The following is a 23,022-nucleotide window of genomic DNA, read 5'->3' as shown; positions in this document are numbered from 1 at the left end:
GGAGGGCCGCCCGGTGCCGTCCGTGCGTCGGCCACCTCCACCGTGATGCTCATGTGTGACGTATAAACCTCGATTGAGCGATACTGCTTAGTGATGAGCCAGATGGGAAGTCGGAGAGGCGGCACCCGCCGCCCGCTGCGTCGGGGGCGGTTCCGAGGGCGAGGCCGTCGGCCTTTCGTCCGTCACCCCTAGGAGTGTCGTGACTGTGCGCATCGGAGTGGAAGAGGAATTCCACCTTGTCGAGCTGGAGACGGGCCTGCTCGTGCCGCGAGCCGACACCGTGCTGGAGATGCTCCCCGGACCAACCTTCACGACCGAGCTGCAACAGGCGACCGTGGAGTCCAACAGCGGTGTGCACACATCCCTGGACGGCCTCCACGGTGACATCGTCGGCACCAGACGCCGGCTCGATGCCGCGGTGACGGCTCACGGGCTGGCCGCGGTCGCCGCCGGGACGGTGCCGCTGGCCAGCACCGCCGACATCCACCCCACCGCCGGGCGCCGCTACCGCCGGATGGTCGACGAGTACCGCATGGTCGCCGACGAGCAGCTGATCTGCGGAACACACATCCACGTCGACGCCCCGGACCGCGATCTGGCCGTACGCATGATGTGCGAGGTGTCGCCCTGGCTGCATGTGCTGCTGGCCCTGTCCGCGAGTTCGCCGTTCTGGCTGGGCGCCGACACCGGTTACGCCAGCTGGCGGACGATGCTGTGGCAGCGCTGGCCGACCGCGGGGCCGGTCGGCTGCTTCGCGGACGCCGCCGAGTACGACGCGGCCGTGCAAGGGCTCATCGACTCGGGCGTCATCAGCGACGCGGGAATGATCTACTACGACATACGGCCCTCCGCCCATCAGCAGACGCTCGAACTGCGCATCTGCGACGCCTGCCCCCGCGCGGAGACGGTCGTGCTCCTCGCGGGGCTCTTCCGGGCCCTCGCGACCGAGGCCAGGGACCGGCTGGAGCGGGCGCAGGCCCCCGCCTGCGAGGGCCGCCACGAATGGCTGCGCGCCGCGTCCTGGCGGGCCGCGCGATCCGGCCTCGAAGGAACCCTGATCGACCCGTGCACCGGCCATGAGGCGCCCGCGGCGCAGGTCGTCCGCGCGCTGCTGGAACGGGTGCGCCCGGCGCTGGAGGCCGCCGGGGACTGGCAGACGGTCCGCGACCTCGCGGAAGAGGCGATCGAGGACGGCAGCGCCGCCGATCGCATGCGCCGCACGGCGGCCGCCGAGGACCTGCTGGCCTGCACCGATCTGGCGATAGCGGAAACCCGCGGCGACGCCGGCCGGCCCCGCCGGTCCGCCGCCGGCCTCACCGGTCGCGTCACCTCCCTGCGACGGCCCGCACAGGACGCCCCCGGCTCCCGCTCCGCGAGGATCGCCGGCAACTGACGCGCCCAGCGCGCGCGACGACGTCCGCCACTTCACCGAGCCCCCGACGGGCTCCCTGCGAAGGAGAAGCGAACACCATGTCCACCAGCCGCGACCAGACACCGACGGCCGGGTCCGCGCACACCGCATCGCCGCGCACCCCGCACCCTCAGCGCGGAGGTGCTGCCTGATGTGCGGCCTGAGCGGAGAGATACGCTTCGACGGCGAGCGGCCCGACCTCGCGGCCGTCGAACGCATGAGTGACCGGCTCGCCCCCCGAGGTCCCGACGGTCAGGGCATCTGGTCGCGGGGCGCCGTGGCACTGGCCCACCGCCGACTGAAGATCATCGACCTCTCCGAGCGCGGGGCCCAGCCGATGACCGACGCCCGGCACGAGGTCACCGGCGTCTTCAACGGCTGCATCTACAACTACGCGGAGCTGCGCGCGGAACTCCAGGCCCTCGGCCACCGGTTCCTGTCGACCTCCGACACCGAGGTCGTCCTGAACGCCTACCGGCAGTGGGGCACCGCCTGCGTCGACCGCTTCCTCGGCATGTTCGCGTTCGCTCTCGTCGAGCACCGGACCGGCCGCCTGATACTCGGTCGCGACCGGCTCGGCATCAAGCCCCTGTACCTGACGCGGTCCGCCGGACGGCTGCGCTTCGCCTCGTCGCTCCCCGCCCTCCTCGCGGGCGGCGACGTCGACACCACGCTGGACCCCGTCGCCGTCCACCAGTACCTCTCCTGGCACGCGACCGTCGCCGCACCCCACACCATCGTCGCCGGGGTGCGCAAGCTCCCCCCGGCCACCGTGCGGATCGTCGAGCCGGACGGCACCTGCCGGGACCGCCGCTACTGGCAGCCGTCCTACACCCGCCGCGCCGAGCACGCGGGCATGAGCCCGAGCGAATGGCGGGACGCGGTGCTCGACGCGCTGCGCACCGCCGTGAGCCGGCGGATGGTCGCCGACGTCCCGGTCGGCGTCCTGCTCTCGGGTGGCCTGGACTCCAGCCTGATCGTGGCACTGCTGGCCGACGAGGGGCAGCGGGACCTGGCGACGTTCAGCGTGGGCTTCGAGTCGGAAGGCGGTGACGAGGGGGACGAGTTCCGGTACTCCGACCTGATCGCCAGGGAGTTCGCCACCGATCACCACCAGCTGCTGGTCCCTTCGGAGCGCGTGTCCACGGCGCTGGACGCGGCGGTCGCGGCGATGAGCGAGCCGATGATGAGCCACGACGTGGTGGCCTTCCACCTGCTGTCCGAGCAGGTGGCCCAGAACGTCAAGGTCGTGCAGAGCGGCCAGGGCGCGGACGAGGTGTTCGCCGGCTACCACTGGTACCCACGACTCGCCTCCGCCGCCCGCGAGGAGGAGCCGGACAGGTACGCCGAGACCTTCTTCGACCGGTCGCACGCCGACCTCGCCGCCATGCTCCAGCCGCACATGCTGGCGCCGGACGACGTCTCCGACCGCTTCGTCCGGGAGCACATGGCGGCGCCCGGGGCCGAGACCGCCCTGGACGCGGCCCTGCGGCTCGACACCCACGTCATGCTCGTGGACGATCCGGTGAAACGGGTCGACAACATGACCATGGACTGGGGTCTGGAGGCCCGCGTGCCCTTCCTGGACCATGAACTGGTGGAGCTGGCGGCCGCCTGTCCTCCGGAGCTGAAGCTGGCCGACGGTGGCAAGGGCGTCCTGAAGGACGCCGGCCGCAAGCTGCTGCCCCGCGAGGTGGTCGACCGTCCCAAGGGTTACTTCCCGGTCCCGGCGATCACCCATATGGCGGGACCCGTCCTGGAGCGGGTGCGCGAGGCGCTGAACGCCCCCGAGGCCAGGCGGCGCGGACTCTTCCAGGACGCGTACGTCGCCGGACTCCTGGCGGCCCCGGACCGACACCGCACCAGGCGCGGAGCGAACGCGCTGTGGCAAGTGGCTTTGCTGGAGATATGGCTACAGACGCACGGAATCTGACCGAAGAGCGCGTAGCGGAGGACACGGCGGTCCCCGGTGCGGTCGCCGACGGGCGTCCGGCGTGGAGTGCGAGCCAGACAGCACCCGCGCCGGACGAGCGCGGCCCCGCCTTCGCCGCCCCGGCGCGCATCCCGCTGCCGGACGCCGCCGGGCCGCGCGACGTGCCCACACGCCTCGTCGCGCACGGCTGCTGGTACCCCTCGGCCGACCCCGCCGGTGCGCAGGTGGCCTACATCTGCGACCGCGCCGGCGTGCCCCAGCTGTGGGTGGGGTCCGTCGACGGCGACGAGGTGCGTCTGCTCGACACCGAGCCTGACCCCGTCCAGGAGGTGTCCTGGTCGCCCGACGGCCGGTGGATCGCCTACACCACGGCTCCCGGCGGCGGCGAACACCTGCGGGTGCTCTGCGTACGCCCCGACGGGAGCGACCGCCACATCCTGGCCGGAGCGGAGCCGGGCAGCTCGGCCCATCTGGGCTGCTGGGCGCATGACGGCTCGGCCGTCGCGGTCACCGTCGCGGTGCCCACCGCCGTCCCCGTGCTCCCGGCCGCCGCGACGGAGCCCGGGCCGGCCGAAGCCGGACTGCCGACCCCCCTGCCGTCCGGAGGGCCGCGCCGGGACGGCGACGCGGTGCTCCTGGGCGCGGCACCCCACGACGACGGCGGCCTGTCTCGGCCGGCACCCGCGACGGCCGCCGACGCGACGGTCCCCGGCACCTCCTGGGAGGGACGCCCCGCCCCGACGCCGGGCTTCGGCGACGGACTGTCCGCCTATCTGATCGACCCCGACGGCGTGTACGCCCCCGTCCTGCTCGCCGCCGAGAAGGACGCGGCGACCCTCCGCGTCTGCGATCTCAGCCGCGACGGCGGTCTCGCGCTGCTGCGCCGGGGACCCCGAGGACGGCGCGAGGCGCTGGTGATGCGCACCACCGACCGCACCACCACCTCTGTGGTGCCGGTGGCCGACGGCGACCCGTGGATCGGCAGGTTCTCGCCGCGCGCGGACACCATCTGGCTGCGCAGCGACGCCTACCGGGAGTTCGCGGTCCTGCTCGCCGCCGAACTGGACCCGGACGGGCAGCCGCACGGCTGGCACGTCGCGGCCGAGCGCGCGGGCAGCGACCTGGAGCTGCTGCACTGCGCCCACGACGGCGCCACCGCCGTGCTGGCCTGGAACGTCCGGGGCGTCAGCGAGGTGGAGGTCCTGGACACCCGCCCGTCCGGGACGGCCGGAGCCGCCACCGGTCCGCCCCGGCCCCTGCCGTTGCCCCACGAGGTCGCCACCCGCATCGTGGACGCCGGCCCGCGGCTGCTGCTGGCCCTGTCCGGGTCCCAGCGCAGGCCCGGCGTGTGGTGGATCCCCGAGAGCATGGCCCCGCTGCGCACCCCGTGGTCGTCCCGGGACGAGGACGCCGTCCCCCCGGGCCGCCCGCCCGTGCGACCGGTCCAGCTGGGGCTGACGGCACGGGACGGGCTGCCGCTGAACGGGTGGTACTACCGTGCGCCGGGGCGCGGCCCCGCCGAACCGGCGCCCTGCGTGATCCATCTGCACGGCGGCCCGGAGGAACAGGAACGCCCCGTCCTCAACCCGCTCTACCACGAGATCCTGGGGCGCGGGCTGGACATCTTCGCGCCCGACGTACGGGGGTCCGGCGGGCACGGCCGCTCGTTCGTCGACGCGGACCTGGCCGACGGCCGGTTCGCCGCGATCGAGGACGTGGCCGACTGCGCCGCCCACGCGGTACTGGCCGGCCCGGCCGATCCGTCCCGGCTGGCGGTCATGGGCCGCTCGTACGGCGGCTATCTCACGTTCGCCTCCCTGGTCTGGCACCCGGAACTCTTCCGTACCGGCGTGGCGGTGTGCGGCATGTCGGACTTCGCGACGTTCTTCGAGGGCACCGAGCCCTGGATCGCGCAGTCGGCCGCGCACAAGTACGGCCACCCCGAGCGGGACCGCGAGCTGCTGCACTCGCTGTCGCCGATGAGCCGCATCGACGCGCTGCGCGCGCCGGTGCTCGCCGTCCACGGGGAGCACGACACCAATGTGCCGCCCGGGGAGTCGGAGCAGTTCGTCCGGGCCGCCCGCGAACGCGGCCTGAGCGCCGAACTGTTCACGCTGCGCGACGAGGGACATGACTTCCTCCGCGCCGACAACCGACGGCTCTTCCGCCGCACCGCCGCCGACTGGCTGCAACGGCACCTGACCGGCTGACCCGGCACGCTCCGGCCGTCGCCGCGCCGCCGTCCCGTCAGGGGGTCCCACAGACGGCGAGGTGGTCGGCGTGACCGTGCTGACCCAGGTACCCCTCGCCGACGGTGCGGGAGGCGCCCGGCGGGAGCGTCTGGCACAGGCCGGTCGCGCCGTCCTGGTAGACGACCATCACCGTGACCGTGTCGGCGCAGTCGTTGGCGGCATCGGTGTAGCGCCAGCTCTCGTACAGGGCGACGCAGGAGGGGGCCGCCCCGGAGGTCTGGGGACCCGCGAGGGCCGGCTGCGCGAGGGCGAGTGGAAGCATCAAAGACATGACGAAGCCTGCTGTCTTCGCGGGCCATTTCATCCAGTTCTGCACTGACTTGACTTCCTGACTCTTGGACAGATGACGTTCGGGTCGGCCGAAGAACCGGCAGGCGCCGGCCCCTCGTGTGTTCAAGAGCCGAAGGAATCAGTGCGACGGGGCGAACGCAACACCTCTGGGCCGGACTTCGGACAGACCGGTGGTTGCGGGGAAGGGCGGCCGTTGCCCTGCGAAGACGCGGCACCGGCCGCACCTTGGGTTCATATGACGCTTCAACCGTTTCAGCGCGGTCCGGCGCACTCGCCCCGTTCGCCGAGGCGGCGGGGCCCGGCGTCGAGCCGGGCTCCATGACGTCCGCAAGCGACGCGGCCCCGCGACGGCCCCGACTCGGCCGGAACAGGCCGGTGCGCCGGGCGGACGCGACCACCGGGAGCGTCCCGGGTGGTCACCCCTTGAGCGGGTCCGTGAGGAGGTCCTTCAGGAGCCGGGCGGTGGCCCGCGGGAACGCGGTGTTGCCGTTGTGGCCGCCCGGGAACCGGACCGGCTCCGTGCCGAGCCGTGCGGCCAGCGCCAGCGCGCAGCGGTAGGTGTGGACCGTCGGCCGGGTGGTCCGGCCGGTCGCCGGGACGATCCGCGTGTCCGTACGCGTCGCGGCTCGCACCACCTCCGCCGGACGCAGGCCGTCCGTGGTGACGGCGGTGAACTCCGTTCCGATGAAGAACGCGAAGTTGGCCTCGCGGCGGGCCGTCAGCGGCTGCGGGGTGAGGCCGGCCTCGGTCTCGTCGTGCGCCGGATCGATGCCGAGATGCCGGGCGATCGCCGGGAACGCGGCCGTCAGGCCCCCGGTCGCGTGCGCCTCCTGGATGGCCCTCAGTTCCGCGACGTGCTCCGCCCGGTCCGCCTCGGGCAGCAGGTTCGGCATGACGGGCTCGTGGGCGATCAGCGTGCTCAGTACGCCCGGGTGGCGGGCCACGGTCTGGAGGCCGATGGCGGCTCCCATGCTGAAGCCGGCCATCAGCGCGGGCTCGTCGGTGACCGCGGCGAGCAGCCGGGCGATGTCGTCGGCGTGGTCGGCCATGGTGACGGGACGGGCGGGCGTGTCGAGCGTGCTGCGCGACAGGCCGCGACGGTCGTAGGTGACGACCGTGAAGGCGTCGGCCAGGTGCGGGACGAGGTCGACCGTGCGGTCCGCGTCGCCCTCGCCGCTCTGGGAGAGCAGCAGGACGGGGCCGCTGCCCTGCGTCCGGTAGTGGAGGGTGGCGCCCGGGACGGAGAGCGTGTGGCTGGTGGCGGCGGTCGTGAGCACGGAGGTTCCCCCTGCGGGTCGGCGTCGGTGACGGGAGCTGACGACACGACAGTAAAGCATCGCTTTCGATGCATCAATAGAGATGCATAAAGGCAGATGCATCTCTTTCGATGTATCATCGGGGGATGAACGGAGTCGAACTGTTCCTGCTGGGCCGCACCTTGATGAAGATCGGCGAACAGGCGATGCCACAGGTGGAAGCCGGTACGCCGGGGCCGACCCGCTCGCTGCTGGTCGTCCTCGGCGATCTCGTGTCCCACCCGGGGACGACGGTCGGCGAGATCGCCACGCGGACGGGCCTGCCGCAGAGTCAGGTCTCCACCGCCGTCGCCCGGCTGGAACAGGCGGGCTCGGTCGACACGGAGCCCGATCCCGCCGACCGGCGACGCCGGCTGATCCGACCCGCCGCGCAGCCCTCCGCCCGGGTCGCCGAGGTCCGCGCCGCGACCGTCGACGACGCCCTCACGGCGGCCCTGGCCGGCCCGGACGGCACTGCCCCGGACGCGGCCGTCGTCCACGAGGTCACGCAGGCCCTCGGTCTGCTGGCCCGACGGCTGACCCCGTCGATCGCCGCCCGCGCCCGCGACGTCGACACCGGGCGCCCGTCCCGCACCGGGACGACGCCGTAGCCGACCGGCTGCCGGGCGGCGCCGAGCCGGATGGACCGGTGCCGGGGCGGCCGCGGTAGGGGTTGGACGGGAACCACTGCGTGAACACGTCCCGCCACAGCTCCTGGATGGCCCGCGGAGCCGGACCGGAGACCGTGAAGACCGCCCAGCCGCCGGCCGGCACGGCCAGGACGGCCGTGCCCTCGGGGGCCGCCGCGGACGGGATCACGCCCTGGTAGCAGTCGAGTTCGGTGCCCGCGGCGCGGCTCGGGTCCAGGTCGTCGCAGGCGGCGACGACGCCCCGCGGCTCCTGGTCCGACAGCTTCTCCAGACGCCCCAGTATCCCCGGGTCGATCCCGCACGAAGTCGGTGATCGCCTGGTTCGGCCCCGCGTGCACCAACGGCACCCGGGCCTTCAGGCCGACGACGCTGAAGTCGGGCCGGTCCGCGATGCGATACCGCATGCTGCTGTTCCCCTGCGTTCCAGGGTCCGGTTGAGACGCTCCAGCACTCCCGGTCCCCCTTCCTCTCGCGTGATCACCACGCCAGGCGGCGGGCACCCCGTCCGGCCCGGCAAGCCGTGCCCGATCGGGTCGGGGTGGGCGCGGCACTCAGGCAACCGGATCAGCAGCCCCTGAGGAAGTCGATCAGCGCCGCGTTCACCTCGTCCGGCCGCTCCTGCTGGGTCCAGTGACCGCAGCCCGCGAGCTTGAGGGGTTCGCGCCGCAGATCGGGCATCAGGGCCGGGAGACGCTCGATCAGTTCGGGTGTGCCGGGAAAGGCGGGAACGACGTCCCGGTCGCCGTAGATGTACAGGGCGGGCGTGGAGACGACGGCACCGTGCCAGGGAGCGGTCAGTTCCCAGTTGCGGTCGAGGTTGCGGTACCAGTTGAGGGCCCCGGTGAAGCCCTTGGCGAAGCTCTCGGTGAGGGCGTCGAGATCCTCCTCGCCGAACCACTCGGGCAGCGCCTGCGGGTCCGGCATGGTGGCCAGCCAGCCGCGCTCGGGGTCGACGAGCGGCTGCTTGCCCGTGCCGGCGTCGGGGGAGTCCCCGGAAGCCCAGTAGAAGAACTTCCGCAAGGTGGTTCGGGGGTTCTCGGCGAACTCGGCATCGGCGACACCGGGCCGGTTGAAGTAGTTCCAGTAGAAGCGGCCGTCGAACATCTTCTCCATGGCGGCCAGCGGAGGCTGCGTCCCCCGGAACGGGGGCGGCACGCTCAACCCGGCCACCCCGCGCACCAGGTCCGGACGCAGCAGCGCGGTGTGCCAGGCCACCGGCGCGCCCCAGTCGTGCCCGACGACGTACGCCTTCTCCTCGCCCAGGGCCCGGATCAGCCCGACGACATCGCCCACCAGGTGGAGGATCGTGTACGCCTCGACCGCGTCGGGACGGTCGCTGCGCCCGTATCCACGCTGGTCGGGCGCGACGACCCGGAAGCCCGCCTCGGCCAGCGGGCCGAACTGGCGGTGCCAGGAGTGCCACGACTCGGGGAAGCCGTGCAGGAGCACCACCAGAGGGCCGTCACCCTGCTCGGCGATGTGCAGTCGAACGCCGTTCACGTCAACCATGCGATGCTCAACCATGGGCACGAGCGTAGTGGCCTTGATCATCGCCCCGGTGGCGACACGGGCTGGGCGGTGGCCGCTCTCAGTAGACGTCGCGGAGTACCGCTTGTCCGCCGTCAGGCGCCTGACGTAGGCGGTGGCCTCGTCGCGGCGTGTTCCGCCCCGGCCGGACGCGGCGGGAAGGGGCCCGGGCGCTCCGTCGTCAGCGCCCGGGCCCGTGGTCGGCCGGCAGATCAGCCACTCACACCCGCTGCCACAGTGCCGGCGTGTTCGGCGGTTCCCAGCCCGGCTGGGCCTGATGGCCCTGCAGGCAGCGGTAGGCGGCACCGCCGTACGTCACCGTGTCGCCCGCCCGGTAGACGGTGCCGGCCGACCAGGTGCCGCCCGGATCGCCCGGATCGCCCGGATCGCCCGGGTCACCCGGGTCACCGGGGTCGCCCGGGTCGCCGGGGCCGGTCCCGGCCGTCTTCAGGGTGAGACCGTAGGACTGCAGGATCGGGTTGACCGGCTGGAAGTACGTCGTACCGCCGCTCGTACAGTTGCCCGAGCCGCCCGAGGTGACTCCCTGCGCCTGGCTCCCGGAGATGAACGAGCCGCCCGAGTCGCCCGGTTCGGCGCACACCGAGGTGCGGGTGACGCCGGTGACGGTGCCCTCCTGGTACGTCACGCTGGCGTTGAGCTGCTGCACGGTGCCGCAGTGCCAGCCCGTCGTGGAGCCGGAGCGGCACACGGAGGAACCCACCGGCGCCTGGGCGGACCCCGCGACCTGGACGGCGGAGCCGTTGACGTCCGGCGTCGCGGTCCAGCTCGCGTTGGCCGCCACCCACGCCATGTCGTTGCCGGGGAAGACCGACGCCTGGAAGGTGCCCTGCGCGACCCGGTTGGAGCCGGTGGTGGAGCTGCCCGCGCGCCCGCAGTGACCGGCCGTGGCGAAGCCCTGCTGGCTGCCCCGCGTCACCGGGAACCCGATCGAGCAGCGGCTGCTGTTGTCGATGTAGTACGCGTCACCGCCGCGCAGGTCGTACAGCGGACGGGGATGTTCGGCCGACTTCACGATCCGGGCCAAGGAGGCGTCGACGTGCGCGGCCGTCAGCAGGGAGCGCGCGGCGTCCGCCCGTATCGCCCGCACCACCAGCGTGTTGGCGCGCACGTCGACGTACCAGACCGGGGAACCGGTGGTGCCGCGGTGCGCGGCGGCGCGGTCCACCCGTGCCTTGGCCGCGTCGAGCGCCGCCAGGGAGTGGTCCACGACGACCGCGTCGGCACCCCGCGCCCGGATCGCCGGCACGTCGGCCGGGTCCGTGGTGGCCACGTTCAGCGTGCTCGACTCCGTGCCGCGCACCCAGGCGCCCGCGAAGTCCGTGCCCAGCGCGGCCCGCAGCCGGCCCGCGGTGGCGCCCGCCTCGGCTTCGTTGGCCAGCCGGCGCAGCGCCTGCTGCCGGTTCAGGCCGAGGTCCCGCTGGAGCGCGCCGAGGAGGGCGGGGGGTGCGTCGGCGGCGCGGAGGGTCTCGGCCGCGGTGGGCAGGGTGGGGGAGGCGGACGGCTGGGCGCTCGCGGAGCCGCTGAGCCCGGCCACGAGCAGGGCACCCGCCGCCGCGGCGGCGGCGCACGCGGCTCTGAGGTGTCGTTGGAGCATGGGGAGATCTCCTCGGATTCGGTGGGAGTGCCGAAACCGTAGGGAGGTCACCCCGCGGCCGATAAGACGTCAGCCGACCCCCTGCCCCCGTGTTATGCACCCGCCTCCCCGGGACGGTGGCCGGTTCCTCAGGACGCTCGGCCGGTGCGCCGGTGTGTCGCGGCATCCGGTTCCCCGCGCCGGGAGAGCCAGCGCGCGTAGCTGTCGCTGCGCGCCGCCGCCCCCGCGTGCGCCGCGCGGGCCTGAGCCAGCACCGTGGCCGCGGTGTCCGGCTGCTGGCCGGCCGGATGCCAGCCCAGCAGATGCCGCCACACCAGCGGCGTCCCGGCGAGCGGGCGGGTGGTGAGCCCGGGCGTCGGCGGGAACGTGGCCCGGCACAGCCCCACCGCCCGGCCCACCTGCACCAGATGCACGCACGAGGAGGTGTCCGTCTCGTACATGCGGCGGGGCGTGAATGCGGCCCGGGCGCAGGCCGCGGTGAAACAGTCCGCGAAACAGCCGTCGCCCGGGACGCACGCCCACTCCTCGTCCGCGAGCGCGGCCAGGTCGATCTCCCGCCCGCGGGTGAGCGGATGACCGTCGGCGAGCATGACGAAGACGGGGTCGACGGCGATCTCCTCCCAGACGAGGTGCGGGGTGTCGGGCAGGGGAGCGGAGCCGCAGACGCCGGCGAGCGCGAAGTCCAGGCGTCCCTCGCCCAGCAGCCCGGCCAGCTCCCGCTCCGACCAGGAGGCGCGGGTGGTCACGGCGGTGCAGGGGGCGGCGTCCGCCAGCCGGTCGACCAGCGCGCCCAGCAGCGGCCCGTGCGTGCCGCCGAGCCGCAGCCGCTCCCCGGCCCGCCGTGTGCGCGCGAACCGGGCCGCCTCCCGCTGGAGTTCGCTCACCGCGGGCAGCACGATCCGGGTGCGTTCCAGGACCAGCTCGCCGAGGGCGGTGGCCCGCACGCCGTGCCGCCCCCGCTCGAACAGCGGGCCGCCCAGGGCGCGTTCGATACGCCTGAGCTGTGCGCTGAGCGCGGGCTGCGCGAGTCCGAGCGCCGTCGCCGCCTTGGTCAGGCTGCCTGCCTCCGCGATGGTCCGAATGGTCTTGAGATGCCGCAACTCCAGCTCCATGAGGGGAGCTTGCGGTCCTTACGGACGCGGGGCAAGAGGTTGGTCTGTACCTGATCCGTGCCGGTGGGGTACCGATGAGTGACCCGACGAACCGTCGAGAGGGGAGCGCGGCCGATGCGCAGCACCACCGTCCTACCGGGAACCCCCAGCCTGCCACCCCCGCCCGGGGACGTGCCCCTCCACCGGCTGGAGGTTGCCGGACCCGGTGCCGTCCCGTTCGCCGCCGGCTCCTTCGAGGCGGTGGGGCCGCTGTCCCGCTGGGACCGCCCGCACCGGCACACGTTCTACGAGATCGTCCACGTCAGCGCCGGTTCCGGCGCCCACGTCGTCGACCTCGCGCGCTGGCCGTTGCGGCCCCCGCACCTGGCCGTGATCCTGCCCGGCCAGGTGCACCACTGGGAGGGCGGCCGGGGACCGGAGGGCACGCTCGTGCTGTTCACCGACGACTTCCTGGTGGACCACCCCGGCGACCGCGAGACACTGCGCAAGCTCGGCGAACAGTGCTGGTTCGGGCTGGACACCGACCACGACCGGTCCGTACGGCACCTGATGGCCGAACTCGTCGCCGAGCACCGGCAGCGGGCCCCGGGGCACGAGAGTGTCCTGCGCGCCCTGCTCCATGTCCTCGTCGTGCGCGCCTCGCGGCTGCCGGACCGCGGCGGCACCGGCGGTGACTCGCGGGCCCAGGGGCGCCCCGCCGCCGTGGCCGAGGCCTTCGCGCTGCTCATCGCCCGTCCCGAGGCGGCGGGGCGGTCCGTACGGGAGTGCGCCGACCGGCTGGGGGTCACGCCCCACTACCTCACGCAGGCGGTACGGGCCGCCACCGGCCGGCCACCGGGACGGCTGCTGATCGAGGCGCGCGCCTACCAGGCACAGCGGCTGCTCGCCCACACCCAGCTGTCGGTACGGCAGGTCGCCGCCCGCACCGGATTCGCCGACCCCGCCTACTTCAGCCGGTTCTTCCGGCGGGAGACCGGCAGCAGCCCCGGGGACTTCCGAAAACACCACAGCCGCCCTCACCAGTCCCTCGAAGCGCCGTCCGCGCCCGCCTAGGTTCGGTGCCGATCGGCCCCGGAACGGATCCGTCCCCGACCGGATCCGCCCCGGCCTTCCCCCCTAGGAGGAGACATGGACGACGGAGCAGGTACGCACGGCGCGGGCCGGAACGGCACCGGCCCGGACGGCGAGGGGGCGGCGGGCGAGGCGAGTCCTTCCCGGCTCGTGCGCCGCAAGACGGTACTGCGCGCGGCGCTCGCGGCCACCGTCGCGGTTCCCGTCGCCCTGACCGCCGGTCCGGCCCTTGCCCGCGACCTTGCCGCGAGCGGTACGGCGCCCCGGCTCACCCCGCCGTGCGACGACGGCGACGATCCCACCCCGGAGCAGATCGAAGGCCCGTACTTCAAGCCCCACTCGCCGGAGCGCACCAGCCTGCTGGAGCCCGGCCTGCCCGGCACCCCGCTCACGGTCACCGGTTACGTCTTCGGCCGGGCCTGCCGTCCCCTGACGGGCGTCCTGCTGGACTTCTGGCAGGCCGACGACAACGGCGCGTACGACAACACCGGTTTCCGGCTGCGGGGCCACCAGTACACCGACTCCCGCGGCTCCTACGCGCTCACCGCGATCGTGCCGGGCCTCTACCCGGGCCGCACGCGGCACCTCCACGTCAAGGTGCAGGCGCCCGGCCGCCCCATTCTGACCACGCAGCTGTACTTCCCGAACGAGCCCCGCAACAACACCGACACGATCTTCGACCCACGGCTGCTGATGACCGTGCGCGACGCGGGCGGCGGCCGGGAGGCGGCGTTCGACTTCGTCCTCGACGTCCCGCAGGACCCGGGCCCCGGGCCCGGTCCCCACCCGCCCGGAACCACGTGGACCGTGGGCGGCAGGTACCGGGCGGGAGACTGGGTCACGTACGCGGACCACGCCTACGTCTGCCTCCAGCCGCACACGGCCCAGCCGGGCTGGGAGCCCCCGGCGGTGCCGGCCCTGTGGCAGCCGGCCTGACGGTGTCGTCGGGCGGCCGGGCGACCGTGCCGGGACTCCGACGCCTGGGGCGCGCCTGCCGCGGTGGCGGCAGCCGCGGGTCAGGGCGTCAGGACGGCCTTGCCGTGGTTGCGGCGGGCTTCCAGGTCGGTGTGCGCCTGTGCCGCTTCCGCCAGGGGATACGTGCGCCAGACCGGCACGGTGAGCCGGCCGGCGGCGGCCGGCCCCACCAGCTCCGGCAGGGATTCCCCCGCCTGGCCGGAGTCCCCCGCGCTGAAGCGGACGCCGTGCCGCGCGGCGGACATGTCGGCGATGGTGATGACGCGTGCGCTGTCACCGGCGAGGGTGACGGAGTCGGCGAGCACGCCCGCCCCGGAGGCGTCGAAGACGAAGTCGACTCCCCGCGGAGCGGCGGCCGTCACCCGTTCCGCCCAGCCGTCGCCGTAGCGGACCGCGGTGGCGCCGAGTGCGGTGACGCGCTCGATGTCGTGCTCGCCGACCGTTCCGACGACGGTGATACCGCGGGCGACGGCCAGCTGGGCGGCGATGAAGCCGACGCTGCCGGCGGCGCCGTGGACGAGCAGGGTCCGGCCGGCCTGCACACCCAGCTGCTCCAGGACCCGGAACGCCGTCCGGCCGACCGTGACCAGGGAGGCGGCGACCTCCCAGGACAGCGCCTCGGGCTTGGCCACGGGCCGGTCGAGCAGGGCGTACTCGCCGTAGCTGCCGCCGACGGCGGAGCCGAGGACCTCGGCCCCCACGGTCACGTCCGCCCCCTCGCCGACCGCATCGACGACGCCAGCCGCGTCCAGGCCCGGGATCACCGGGAAGCGGACCGGGACGGTGCCGGCCATCAGACCGGAACGGATCTTCAAGTCGAGGGGGTTCACGGAGGCGGCCCGCACCCGGATCCGGACCTGGCCCGGACCGGGCTCGGGTGCGGTGACCTCCGACAGACGCAGCACCTCGGGCGGGCCGTACTCGGAGAAAGTGATTGCTTTGGACATCGTCAACTCTCAGGTGGAGGGGAGCCGCACATGCTCTGACCCACGGTGCGGCCCCGCCGGCGGCCTGGCCGCTCAGGCGGTGAGGACGGGGTAGTCGGTGTAGCCGCGGTGGTCGCCGCCGTAGAAGGTGGACGGGTCCGGGGTGTTGAACGGACCGCCGGCGGCGAGCCGCCGGGGCAGGTCGGGGTTGGCCAGGAACAGCGCCCCGTAGGCGACCATGTCCGCGCTGCCGTCCTCGATCAGCTTCAGCGCGTCGGGGCCGGTGACGTCGGGGTGGGTGAACGGGTTGAGGACGAACGTGCCGGGCCACACCTTGCGCAGCGACGCGGTCAGATCACGGTCCGGCCCTTCCAGCAGGTGCAGATAGGCGAGTTCCTGGCCGGCGAGCCGGTCCAGCAGCGCGGAGTAGACCTCGCCCGGGTTGTCCTCGGCCATGTCGTTGTACGGGTTTCCGGGCGAGATGCGCAGACCGACCCGGTGGCCGCCGATCGCCTGGGCCACGGCCGTGACGACCTCGACGGCGAAGCGGATCCGGCCCTCGGTGCCGCCACCCCAGGCGTCGGTGCGCCGATTGGTGTCGGGGGCGAGGAACTGGTGGATCAGATAGCCGTTGGCGCCGTGCAGCTCCACACCGTCGAACCCGGCCTCGACCGCGTTGCGGGCCGCAGCGGCGAAGTCGTCGATCGTCCGGCGGATGTCCGCCTCGCTCAGCTCCTTCGGGGTCACGAAGTCCTTCGGCCCCTCGTGGGTGAAGACCTGGCCCTTGGCGGCCACCGCGGACGGCGCCACCGGCACCAGGCCGTCGGGGAGCAGGCTCGGGTGGCCGACCCGGCCGGTGTGCATCAGCTGAGCGAAGATCACGCCACCCTCGCGGTGCACGGCGTCGGTCACCGTCCGCCATGCCCGGACCTGCCCGGTCGTGTGCAGACCGGGGGTGTCGGGGTAGCCCTGTCCGACCGCGGAAGGCTGGATGCCCTCGGTGACGATCAGCCCGGCGCCCGCGCGCTGCGCGTAGTACGTCGCCATCATCTCGGTCGGCTCCGCGCCGGGCCCGTAGGCGCGACTGCGGGTCATCGGCGCCATGACGACGCGGTTCGTCAGGCGCTTGCCGCTCAGGTCGATCGGATCGAATGCGGAGGTCATGTCTCTCCCTCGGGATGAGTGCTGCTGTGGGGCCCGGTCCTGCCGGGACCGCCACCGGGACGTTTACCTGTCCGAGTAAGTAAATCACCTGTCCGAACAGGTAATAGCCCTGCTTGCATTCCTCGGGGGATATGTGGAGCACGTCACATGGGCATAACTGGCCCCGTTATCACGGCTATGAGGGGATCGCTGTCGCTCCGGCTACCGCGAGGTAGTATTAAGTTGCCCAGGCAGGAAAGCGAGGGATGAGATGGTGCAGTCCGCATCGGAGACCGCAGGCGGTGCAGGGGAAGCGGGGCAGGAGGCCACCGTCCCGGTACCGGCCGCCGCCGGCAGCGGCCCGATCAGCCATACGATCTTCCGCCTGGCCCGGCTGCACCGCATGCTCGCGGGACAGCTGCTGCGCCGCATCGGCCTGCATCCGGGCCAGGAGCTGGTCATGATGCACCTGTGGGAACTCGGTGCCCGGCGCCAGGCCGAACTGGTGCGCCTGATGGACTCCGACGCCGCCACCATGACCCGTACCGTCCGGCGCCTGGAACAGGCCGGGTTCGTCCGCCGCCGCCCCGACCCCACCGACAAGCGCGCCTCGCTCATCGAACCCACGGCGGCGAGCCACGCCCTGCGCCGCGAGGTCGAGCGGGTCTGGAGCCGCCTGGAGGACATTTCGACGGCGGGCCTCTCGGACGACGAGCGCACGGAGGCCCTGCTCACCCTGGAACGCCTGGAACAGAACCTCGTACAGGCCGCCGTGAGTTCCCCGGACACGACCGCGGAGCAGTGACGGCCGACGCGCCGCAGCGTGCGCCGGTTGCCGGGCGGCTCGGTGCTTTTCTCGCGTATCGCGTGCCCGCGGCAGGGCAGGGCCGCGGCGTTGTCCCGTCCCGGTCGGGCCGGGCGTAGCTCAGGGGAGTTGGCGGCGCGGGTGAGTCATGCGCTCTGCCGGACGGCACGGTAGGCGGCGATGAGTGCGGTGAGCTGCCGGTTGAATCCCTCGGCTTCCTGCAGGGCCGCGTCCGGCAGCGAGTCGTCGGCGGCGTATCCGAGCGCGGGACGTCGTCCGCTGATGTGCCCGCAGAGGGCGTCCAAGTGGTCCAGCAGCGCGGCGTGGCGCGCCTGTTCGGGATCCAGGGACCGCAGCCAGGCAAGGCGTTCCCGGGCCGTCCCGGGACGCGGGGGCAGGGCGCGGCGGATGCCTTCGGCCCGTGCGGCGAGGGTGTTCCAGACCGGCATGCGCAGCGCCGCGACCAGCGCGTCGGGTGTGGCTTCCACGGTGGTGGGCGTCATGTGCTCACGGTCGCAGGGGGCACTGACAACGCGACGCACCCCGGACGCCGAGTCAGCCGTCCGGGGTGTGCTCCGTCGGCAGTCGGCTCAGTCGGCCCCCGCCGCCACCGCGATGCGCGGCCCGGCGAGGCCTACGTCACGGACGGCACGGCCGCCGTGTAGTCGGCCAGGACGCGGCGCGCTGTCCAGCCTCGGGACTCCGCCTTGGACACGTCCAGGACGACCGGGCCGGCGAGCTGGTCGACCGCGTAGAGGGTGAGCGGCGGCTCCGTTGCCGGGCGCAGTCGGCCCAGCACCTGGGCGGCCCGTGCCGCGGTACGGGCGACCGCCGGCGGAACGTGCCGGATCCGGGCCCGTACCCCGTGGGCCCGCAGGACCGCCCGCACGGCCCGGTCCCGGTCGTACGGCGCCGGGTCGGCGATGTTGTAGGCGCCCGGGGGCCAGCCGGCGGCGTCCAGGCAGGCGTCGGAGAGGTTCTCCACGGCCGTCAGGCTGAGCCGGATACTGGCCGCGGCGGCCACGGCGACATGGGACCCGCAGAAGCCGCTCGCACCGGTGACGGCGATCGTGCTCATCGACCCTCCTGTGGGGCGCGCGTGGCACGGACGGACAGCGACCGCCAGCCGGGCAGCGCGCCGTGCCGGTCCACGCGTGCCCGGACGACGACGGGACGGTACGGCGCCAGAGCGGCCAGGACGTCGTCCAGTTGGGCGCGGGCCAGCCGGGCGCCGGGGCAGGCGTGGGGCCCGGCGCCGAAGACGAGCCGGGACACGGCCGGCGGCGCGGGCCGGCGGGCGTCCGGGGGATCGACGTGGGCCCGCGCGGCATGCCGGGCCACCAGGATCAGCCGGTCACCGGCCCGCACCGGACACCCGTCGAGCTCCGCGTCGGCCGCCGCCACGCGCGGCAGCAGCGGGGACGGCGCGGTCACGCGCAGCAGTTCACCCACCAGCGACGGCCGCAGCCGGTCGTCGGCGGCCTGGTCCCACAGCGCCGCGTCCGCACACCAGGCGGCGGCGCGCGGGAGGGCCGCCACGGTGGTGTTGACCGCCGCGACCGCGAGCATCGCCCGCAGCGCCGGCCCCTCGTCCGGCGCAGCCGACGAGAGCAGGGCCTCCAGCCGGGCCGTCGCCACCGCGGCCGCCCGGGCGGTGCCGGGCCGGCGGGGTCCGGGCAGATGGTCGCGCACGGCGGCCGCCGCGGCGCGGGCGGCGGCCTCGGCGATGCGCTCCGGGGTTCCGGGAGCGTCCAGGAGTGCGCGGACCGTGGCCCCGGCCAGTTCGCGGGCCACCGGTACGAGGTCGACGGTGCGGCCCGCGCCGAGCGGGGCCAGGCGCCGGGCGAGGACCTCCCGCCACACAGGGCGCAGCCGCTCCAGCCCGGCCGGGCCGAGGCCATCGGCGACGGCGCGCCGGGCCGAGCGGTGACCCGTTCCCTCCTGGTCGAACAGCGCCCCGCCGACGGACAGTTCGCGGACGGCGCCGCCGGTGGTGCCGGGCGCGGCGCGGTCCAGCGGAACCCGGGTGAGAGCGTTCCGGTACGCGTCGCCGTCATGCACCAGCACCACACCCCCCAGGCGGGCCACCGCCCGCCGCCGCGTGACGGCGAGCAGCGCGAACAGCGCCGGGTGGGAGCGGGTGTACACGCGCCGGTCACGCCGGCGCGCCGCCCGGAGCCCGGATGCGGTGGTCATCGCACCCCCACCTCCCGCCCACCGACGGCCCGGCAGCGGCGGTCCTGGTGGCACTGCGGGGACCTGCGGGCACGGTCTGCCTCCCGCGACCCGGCGGGTCCCCAGCGGCGGTCCTGGTTGCACTGCGGGGACCTGTCGGCACGGTCTGCCTTCCGCGACCCGGCGGGCCGGCAGCGGCGGTTCCGGTGGCACTGCGGGGACCTGCGGGCATGGTGTGTCTCCCGCGGGTCGGCGGGCCGGCAGCGGCGGTTCCGGCTCCACGGCAGTGTCCCGCGGGCGGTCCACGCCCGCGGTCGGCGCAGGCCGCTGTGCAGGACCAACTGCGGCGTCCCGCTGTCCGGGGCGGTCATCGTCGGTTCCCTTCCGTCCGGGCGAGGCGGCGGGCGGCGAGCCGGGCGGTGGCGGGGCGGTCGGGCTTGCGGGACCGACCGGACAGCGGGATCTCGGCGAGCAGCACCGCGTCCGGCCGGGCGGACCCCATCCGCCGCAGCGGTCCGGCCAACGCCGCCCGCAGCGCCGTACGGTCGGCTCCCCGCGCCGGCTGCACGACGGCGACCAGCCGCTCGTCCCCGTCCCCGGCCGGTACGCCCACCAGCAGCGCCAGTTCCACGCCCGGCACGTGCAGCGCGGGCTCGTACAACCCCGGATAGATGTTCTCCGCATGCCTGAGCACCATGTCCTTGGCGCGGCCCTCCAGCACGATCCGTCCTTCCTCCAGCCGGGCCCGGTCACCGGTGGCGACCCATGGGTCCGGCTCCTCGCCCAGGCAGCGGTCGCGGGCCGCCGGGCCGGACAGCAGCAGCTCACCGGCCGCGTCCACCTTCGCCGCCACCCCCGGCAGCGGAGCGCCGACCAGGTCGCCGCCACCCGTGTAGGCGGCCTTGGCACGCTGCTCCACCGCCGCGGCGGGAAACAGCTCCGTCAGCGCGTACACGCCCCACGCCTCCTCGGCGCCCGCCTCCTTGACGCGGGTGAGCAGCCCGGCGCTCGCCGGGGCCGAGCCCGTCCACACCCGGCCCGTGAAGCGGGCCCCGTGCGCCAGCGCCGACCGCAGCTGCGGCGGTGTCAGATAGGTGGCCTGAGGGGCGAGTTCGCGCAACTGCCGGGCCAGGACGCGCGGTGAGTGGGCGGGCAGCGCGACCGGCGCGCCGCTCGCGAGGGACGGCACGAGGACGAAGAAGGTGCCGCCCAGCACCGGCCGGCCCGCCCTCGGCTGGACGAGGCCGGCCACCGTGGCCATGCCCGCTGCGAGCGAGGAGCGGGTGTGCACCACCGCGCGCGGCCGGGACGTGGTGCCTGAGGTGAAGACGATGACCGCGTCCGCGTCCTCGTCCACCGGTCGCGGCGGGACCATGGCCCGCCTGCCGTCGTCCAGGGCGGGCGCGCAGCCGGGCAGCCGCCGCCCGACCGTGACCACCGGTCCCAGCTCCGTCAGGTCCGGCAGCGCGAGCTGGGCCCTTCGGGCGAGCGGCCGGGCCCAGCCGGCGACCGCCTGCGCGGCCGCGTCGGCGAGGACGAGCCCGGGCCGGGCGAGGGCCAGCCGGGCACGCAGCACGTCCGGTCCGGCGCCGGGGTCGAGCACCGCCGCCCGCGCGCCGAGCCGGTGCACGGCGAGCAGTACGGCCAGCGCCCGGGGCCCGGGCCGCACGGCGACCCCGACGGTCCCGCCCGGACCGAGGCCGCGCGCGTGCAGGGCGGCGGCGTAGCGGTCGGCGAGGTCGGCCAGGTCGCCGTACGTGGCCTGGACGCGCGCGGTACCCGTCCGGGTGGCGCCGAGGACGGCGGGCCGGCCGGCGTGGGCGCGCAGGGCATGGGCGAGGATGTCGAGCATCAGCGGGGGTCCTCCCCGTGCCGGCCCGGCCCCTTGTCGAGGTACCAGCGGGCGGTTCCGAGCAGGCCGTAGGCGCGCAGCCGTCGGGTGGAGTTCTCCACGATCATGTCGCGGGCGTGCACGACGGCGCTGGTCCGGCGGCGCACCCGGTTCAGGAACAGCCGGTCGGTGGGGGAGGGGCGGCGGGGCATCCCGCCCACGGCCTCGTACAGCGCGGCGGTGACGGCCATGTTGTTCCCGGCGTGCATCCGGTACGGGGCGAGGTAGCCGTGCCGGCGCCGGTGCGCCGGACGTACGCGCCCGAAGAGGGCCGCGAGACGCACCAGCCCGCGGAACACCGCCCGGCCCCAGGACCCGTGCTCGTCGCGCCGTGCCTCGATCCGCCCGCACACCAGCCCGGCGCCCCGCGCCAGCGCGTCGCGTGCCGCGGCCGTCCAGCCGGGGTGCGGCAGACAGTCGGCGTCGGTCCGGGCCAGCAGCGTCGCGCCGTTTCCGATGGCGTAACGGAATCCGGTGTCCACCGCGCAGCCCACGCCCTTCTCCTCCTCGCGCAGCACATGCACCGGGAAGGGAGCCCGGCGGGCGAAGCGGCGCGCCTGTTCGGCGGTGGTGTCGGTGGAGGCGTTGTCCACGACGACGAGTGTGAAGTCCTTGTCCCGCTGGGCCGCCAGCGCGTCCAGTGTCGCGCCGAGCCGCGCGGCCTCCTGGTGGGCGGGCACCACCACCCACAGGGCGCTCATGCCTTCTCCCAGACCATCGTCATGATGCTCACGCCGCCGCCCAGGCCCACGAACAGCACCCGGTCGCCGGGCCGCAGTCCGTCGTGCACGCGGTCGAGCTGCACCCCCAGCGTGGCGCTGGCCATGTTGCCCAGCTCCGGCACGGTGACGACGAGCCGGTCCCGGGGTACGCCGGTCAGCTCCACGAACCGCTCCAGGTACGGCACGGTGACCTGGTGCACGAGGATGTGCCGGAAGTCGTCCCAGCCGAGCCCGGTGCGCCGCCGCATCCGGTCGAGGACCGAGGTGCCGACCTTCTCGAAGACCTCCCGCAGTTCGGCCCCGTCGCCGCGGAAGTACGTGTGCTCGTCCCCGCGGGGATGGCGCGACCCCCCGCCGAAGATCCCGCCGACCCGCCAGTGCTCGGAGTGCGTCTCGGTGTCCACGTCGACGATGCCGCCCCGGTCCACCGTCTCCAGCACGACCGCGGCCCCCGCGTCGCCGAAGGTGTAGCCCGCGAAGCCGTCCCGGAGCTGCTCGGGGCCGGACGGGGCGTGGCGCACCGCCCGGCTCGGGGTCTCCCCGGTGACCACGAGGGCCCGGCGGACCCGGCCGGCCAGGATCATCGCCCGTGCCGTGTCGATGCCGTTGACGAAGCTGTTGCACGCGTTCGTCACGTCCAAGGCGTGGGCCCGGGAGCCCAGCTCGGCCTGAACGATGTGCGCGGTCGCCGGTTCCACGACGTCCCGCGTGGCGGAGGCGAACACCAGCAGGTCGATGTCGTACGGGGACAGCCCGGCCCGGGCCAGTGCGGTGCGCGCCGCCCGCGTGGCGAGCGTGGAGGCGTACTCGCCGTCCGCCACGACCCGGCGCGAGGAGATACCGGTGGCCCGCTCGAGCATCCGTACCGGCAGCCGCAGCCCGGATGCCTCGGTGATCCGCTCCTGGAGGTGCCGGGAGGTCAGCTCGGTCCCGGGCAGGCAGGACGCCACCGCCGTGATCCCCGCCCGCGGTACCGAGGCGCGAGCAGCATGGTCTATGTGCATGGGCCGCACGCTATGACCGGTACCGGGCCACCGGCCTGAGCACGCGTACCTAGTCGGCATCGGTAGTCGTGCTCCGTCACATCACGGTGCTGTCCGGTTCCCCTGCCGGATTCGCGTCGCGGGGGGGGGGGCGGCGGCCCCCACCCCCCCCCCCCCCCCCCCCCCCCCGCCCGGCCCCCCCCCCCCGCCGGGCGCACCCCCGGGTGGGGGGGCGGGGGGGGGGC

Annotated in this window: 20 protein-coding genes and 1 pseudogene; 7 read left to right on the top strand and 14 right to left on the bottom strand. The window is 74.4% G+C overall.

From position 1 onward, the window contains the following. The first annotated feature begins 199 nt into the window (after positions 1–199). The 3 genes from FHS34_RS11710 (at position 200) to FHS34_RS11700 (ending at position 5,554) form a co-directional block, all read left to right on the top strand. Positions 200–1,393 (top strand): carboxylate-amine ligase, encoded by a 1,194-nt coding sequence (locus FHS34_RS11710; RefSeq protein ID WP_184963931.1) that lies wholly within the window; start codon positions 200–202, stop codon positions 1,391–1,393. 169 nt (positions 1,394–1,562) lie between these two features. Then, a complete protein-coding gene (locus FHS34_RS11705) occupies positions 1,563–3,344 on the top strand; it encodes an N-acetylglutaminylglutamine amidotransferase (RefSeq protein WP_184963928.1) in 1,782 nt (593 codons plus the stop codon). Beyond that, complete coding sequence (locus tag FHS34_RS11700) at positions 3,320–5,554, top strand: S9 family peptidase (protein WP_184963926.1); 2,235 nt, start codon at positions 3,320–3,322, stop codon at positions 5,552–5,554. The genes FHS34_RS11705 and FHS34_RS11700 overlap by 25 nt, the downstream gene beginning before the upstream one ends. Before the next feature lie 37 nt (positions 5,555–5,591). Here FHS34_RS11700 and FHS34_RS11695 read toward each other — a convergent pair whose 3' ends face one another. Continuing rightward, positions 5,592–5,867: an alpha-amylase inhibitor gene (locus tag FHS34_RS11695; RefSeq protein WP_184963924.1), complete on the bottom strand. Its 276-nt coding sequence runs from the start codon at positions 5,865–5,867 to the stop codon at positions 5,592–5,594. A gap of 436 nt (positions 5,868–6,303) precedes the next feature. After that, entirely contained in the window at positions 6,304–7,164 is an 861-nt protein-coding gene (locus FHS34_RS11690; RefSeq protein ID WP_225817354.1) for an alpha/beta fold hydrolase, read from the bottom strand. 125 nt (positions 7,165–7,289) lie between these two features. Here FHS34_RS11690 and FHS34_RS11685 point away from each other — a divergent pair, with 125 nt between their 5' ends. Beyond that, a complete protein-coding gene (locus tag FHS34_RS11685; protein ID WP_184963920.1) occupies positions 7,290–7,793 on the top strand; it encodes a MarR family winged helix-turn-helix transcriptional regulator in 504 nt (167 codons plus the stop codon). Between the two features lie 40 nt (positions 7,794–7,833). Here the strand turns inward: FHS34_RS11685 and FHS34_RS11680 are convergent. The 4 genes and pseudogenes from FHS34_RS11680 to FHS34_RS11665 form a co-directional block, all read right to left on the bottom strand. After that, positions 7,834–8,323: pseudogene (locus tag FHS34_RS11680) on the bottom strand (GyrI-like domain-containing protein); the annotation flags it as partial. 73 nt (positions 8,324–8,396) lie between these two features. Then, a complete protein-coding gene (locus FHS34_RS11675) occupies positions 8,397–9,341 on the bottom strand; it encodes an alpha/beta fold hydrolase (RefSeq protein WP_184964314.1) in 945 nt (314 codons plus the stop codon). Between the two features lie 238 nt (positions 9,342–9,579). Further along, positions 9,580–10,974, bottom strand: coding sequence for a trypsin-like serine protease (locus FHS34_RS11670; RefSeq protein ID WP_184963918.1), 1,395 nt, complete (start codon positions 10,972–10,974; stop codon positions 9,580–9,582). 128 nt (positions 10,975–11,102) lie between these two features. Next, positions 11,103–12,086 (bottom strand): LysR family transcriptional regulator, encoded by a 984-nt coding sequence (locus FHS34_RS11665; RefSeq protein WP_184963916.1) that lies wholly within the window; start codon positions 12,084–12,086, stop codon positions 11,103–11,105. Positions 12,087–12,200: 114 nt separating this feature from the next. On the opposite strand from FHS34_RS11665, the gene FHS34_RS11660 reads away from it, so the two are divergent. After that, positions 12,201–13,139, top strand: coding sequence for a helix-turn-helix domain-containing protein (locus tag FHS34_RS11660; RefSeq protein ID WP_184963915.1), 939 nt, complete (start codon positions 12,201–12,203; stop codon positions 13,137–13,139). 75 nt (positions 13,140–13,214) lie between these two features. Next, positions 13,215–14,093 carry a dioxygenase family protein gene (locus FHS34_RS11655; protein ID WP_184963913.1) on the top strand — a complete coding sequence of 293 codons (879 nt, stop codon included), beginning with the start codon at positions 13,215–13,217 and terminating at the stop codon, positions 14,091–14,093. A gap of 80 nt (positions 14,094–14,173) precedes the next feature. On the opposite strand, the gene FHS34_RS11650 is transcribed toward FHS34_RS11655, so the two are convergent. Further along, positions 14,174–15,079 carry an NADP-dependent oxidoreductase gene (locus FHS34_RS11650; protein ID WP_184963911.1) on the bottom strand — a complete coding sequence of 302 codons (906 nt, stop codon included), beginning with the start codon at positions 15,077–15,079 and terminating at the stop codon, positions 14,174–14,176. A gap of 72 nt (positions 15,080–15,151) precedes the next feature. Further along, the gene (locus FHS34_RS11645; RefSeq protein WP_184963909.1) at positions 15,152–16,222 is read right to left on the bottom strand and encodes an alkene reductase; all 1,071 of its coding nucleotides are present in this window, start codon (positions 16,220–16,222) and stop codon (positions 15,152–15,154) included. A gap of 250 nt (positions 16,223–16,472) precedes the next feature. On the opposite strand from FHS34_RS11645, the gene FHS34_RS11640 reads away from it, so the two are divergent. Beyond that, a complete protein-coding gene (locus FHS34_RS11640) occupies positions 16,473–17,006 on the top strand; it encodes a MarR family winged helix-turn-helix transcriptional regulator (protein WP_184963907.1) in 534 nt (177 codons plus the stop codon). 146 nt (positions 17,007–17,152) lie between these two features. Here the strand turns inward: FHS34_RS11640 and FHS34_RS11635 are convergent, their stop codons facing one another. The 6 genes from FHS34_RS11635 to FHS34_RS11610 form a co-directional block, all read right to left on the bottom strand. Next, the gene (locus FHS34_RS11635) at positions 17,153–17,509 is read right to left on the bottom strand and encodes a hypothetical protein (RefSeq protein ID WP_184963905.1); all 357 of its coding nucleotides are present in this window, start codon (positions 17,507–17,509) and stop codon (positions 17,153–17,155) included. A gap of 131 nt (positions 17,510–17,640) precedes the next feature. Continuing rightward, positions 17,641–18,084: a hypothetical protein gene (locus tag FHS34_RS43430; RefSeq protein WP_184963903.1), complete on the bottom strand. Its 444-nt coding sequence runs from the start codon at positions 18,082–18,084 to the stop codon at positions 17,641–17,643. Next, positions 18,081–19,202: a cytochrome P450 gene (locus FHS34_RS11625; RefSeq protein WP_184963901.1), complete on the bottom strand. Its 1,122-nt coding sequence runs from the start codon at positions 19,200–19,202 to the stop codon at positions 18,081–18,083. The genes FHS34_RS43430 and FHS34_RS11625 overlap by 4 nt, the downstream gene beginning before the upstream one ends. 346 nt (positions 19,203–19,548) lie before the next feature. Then, positions 19,549–21,033 carry a class I adenylate-forming enzyme family protein gene (locus FHS34_RS11620; protein ID WP_184963899.1) on the bottom strand — a complete coding sequence of 495 codons (1,485 nt, stop codon included), beginning with the start codon at positions 21,031–21,033 and terminating at the stop codon, positions 19,549–19,551. Beyond that, positions 21,033–21,773, bottom strand: a complete 741-nt coding sequence (locus FHS34_RS11615; RefSeq protein ID WP_184963897.1) for a glycosyltransferase family A protein — start codon at positions 21,771–21,773, stop codon at positions 21,033–21,035. Before FHS34_RS11615 ends, FHS34_RS11620 begins: the two co-directional genes overlap by 1 nt. Then, positions 21,770–22,798, bottom strand: coding sequence for a 3-oxoacyl-ACP synthase III family protein (locus FHS34_RS11610; protein ID WP_184963895.1), 1,029 nt, complete (start codon positions 22,796–22,798; stop codon positions 21,770–21,772). The genes FHS34_RS11615 and FHS34_RS11610 overlap by 4 nt, the downstream gene beginning before the upstream one ends. Positions 22,799–23,022 lie beyond the last annotated feature (224 nt).

The sequence above is a fragment of the Streptomyces echinatus genome, from assembly GCF_014203595.1.
GTDB lineage: Bacteria > Actinomycetota > Actinomycetes > Streptomycetales > Streptomycetaceae > Streptomyces > Streptomyces echinatus.
This window is presented reverse-complemented; position numbering and strand designations above follow the sequence as displayed.

Bases quoted from the DNA above. Each gene is read 5' to 3' on its own strand.
- FHS34_RS11635 (WP_184963905.1), bottom strand. From the start codon at position 17,509: ATGACGCCCACCACCGTGGAAGCCACACCCGACGCGCTGGTCGCGGCG.
- FHS34_RS43430 (WP_184963903.1), bottom strand. From the start codon at position 18,084: ATGAGCACGATCGCCGTCACCGGTGCGAGCGGCTTCTGCGGGTCCCAT.
- FHS34_RS11695 (WP_184963924.1), bottom strand. From the start codon at position 5,867: ATGTCTTTGATGCTTCCACTCGCCCTCGCGCAGCCGGCCCTCGCGGGT.
- FHS34_RS11670 (WP_184963918.1), bottom strand. From the start codon at position 10,974: ATGCTCCAACGACACCTCAGAGCCGCGTGCGCCGCCGCCGCGGCGGCG.
- FHS34_RS11640 (WP_184963907.1), top strand. From the start codon at position 16,473: ATGGTGCAGTCCGCATCGGAGACCGCAGGCGGTGCAGGGGAAGCGGGG.
- FHS34_RS11625 (WP_184963901.1), bottom strand. From the start codon at position 19,202: ATGACCACCGCATCCGGGCTCCGGGCGGCGCGCCGGCGTGACCGGCGC.
- FHS34_RS11705 (WP_184963928.1), top strand. From the start codon at position 1,563: ATGTGCGGCCTGAGCGGAGAGATACGCTTCGACGGCGAGCGGCCCGAC.
- FHS34_RS11660 (WP_184963915.1), top strand. From the start codon at position 12,201: ATGCGCAGCACCACCGTCCTACCGGGAACCCCCAGCCTGCCACCCCCG.
- FHS34_RS11665 (WP_184963916.1), bottom strand. From the start codon at position 12,086: ATGGAGCTGGAGTTGCGGCATCTCAAGACCATTCGGACCATCGCGGAG.
- FHS34_RS11610 (WP_184963895.1), bottom strand. From the start codon at position 22,798: ATGCACATAGACCATGCTGCTCGCGCCTCGGTACCGCGGGCGGGGATC.
- FHS34_RS11650 (WP_184963911.1), bottom strand. From the start codon at position 15,079: ATGTCCAAAGCAATCACTTTCTCCGAGTACGGCCCGCCCGAGGTGCTG.
- FHS34_RS11655 (WP_184963913.1), top strand. From the start codon at position 13,215: ATGGACGACGGAGCAGGTACGCACGGCGCGGGCCGGAACGGCACCGGC.
- FHS34_RS11620 (WP_184963899.1), bottom strand. From the start codon at position 21,033: ATGCTCGACATCCTCGCCCATGCCCTGCGCGCCCACGCCGGCCGGCCC.
- FHS34_RS11700 (WP_184963926.1), top strand. From the start codon at position 3,320: ATGGCTACAGACGCACGGAATCTGACCGAAGAGCGCGTAGCGGAGGAC.
- FHS34_RS11675 (WP_184964314.1), bottom strand. From the start codon at position 9,341: ATGGTTGACGTGAACGGCGTTCGACTGCACATCGCCGAGCAGGGTGAC.
- FHS34_RS11615 (WP_184963897.1), bottom strand. From the start codon at position 21,773: ATGAGCGCCCTGTGGGTGGTGGTGCCCGCCCACCAGGAGGCCGCGCGG.
- FHS34_RS11685 (WP_184963920.1), top strand. From the start codon at position 7,290: ATGAACGGAGTCGAACTGTTCCTGCTGGGCCGCACCTTGATGAAGATC.
- FHS34_RS11645 (WP_184963909.1), bottom strand. From the start codon at position 16,222: ATGACCTCCGCATTCGATCCGATCGACCTGAGCGGCAAGCGCCTGACG.